General features: G+C 50.5%; 1 protein-coding gene. It reads right to left on the bottom strand.

Going from position 1 to position 590, the window contains the following annotated elements:
* Positions 1–590, bottom strand: a 590-nt coding sequence (locus ACXAH9_RS17150) for a hypothetical protein (RefSeq protein WP_474896078.1), incomplete at both ends; no start/stop codon positions are given.

The raw sequence follows: 590 nt of genomic DNA, 5'->3' as shown, positions 1-590 counted from the left end.
GCACCTGGGTCGCAGACAGAGTTTCCGGTCAGTCCGGACTCACCTGCACCAAGGGTAGGTTGACCGGAGTTGATGGTAATGTTTGCTGTAGCAGACACACATCCGGTGATGAGGTCGGTAACAGTCAATACATAGTCTCCATCTTCTACGCCGGAGTTTCCGGAGATGTCGTCATCGAGGATGTTGTCATCATCGATTTGAGTGGCCGGATCAGCGGCAGTCGCCCAGAAGAAGCTGTAATCAGACAGGGCAGCACCTGCACCGGTAATATCGGCGAGGTTTACAGTAGCTGTACCAGTGTAGCTTCCAGGCGTACACGAAGTATTATCGGTTGTGTTGGCCTGGATGGTTGCGACATCCAGTGTAGGGTCTACGGTAGCATCTCCGATGGCAAACGGATGATCGATTGAACAGCCTGAGTTTTCATCGGTGATGGTCATCACATAGTTACCGATAGGTAATCCATTGACTGTAGTGTTAGTGACTCCATTGAGGTTATAGCTTACGTCAGCATATATTCCACCAGTAGATCCATCAAAAGCGATAGGTGTACCACCTGCAGTTTCGAGTGCGAACGCAAATGTGCCAGC

It is taken from the genome of Ekhidna sp. ABH4_415 (assembly GCF_056161305.1).
This window is presented reverse-complemented; position numbering and strand designations above follow the sequence as displayed.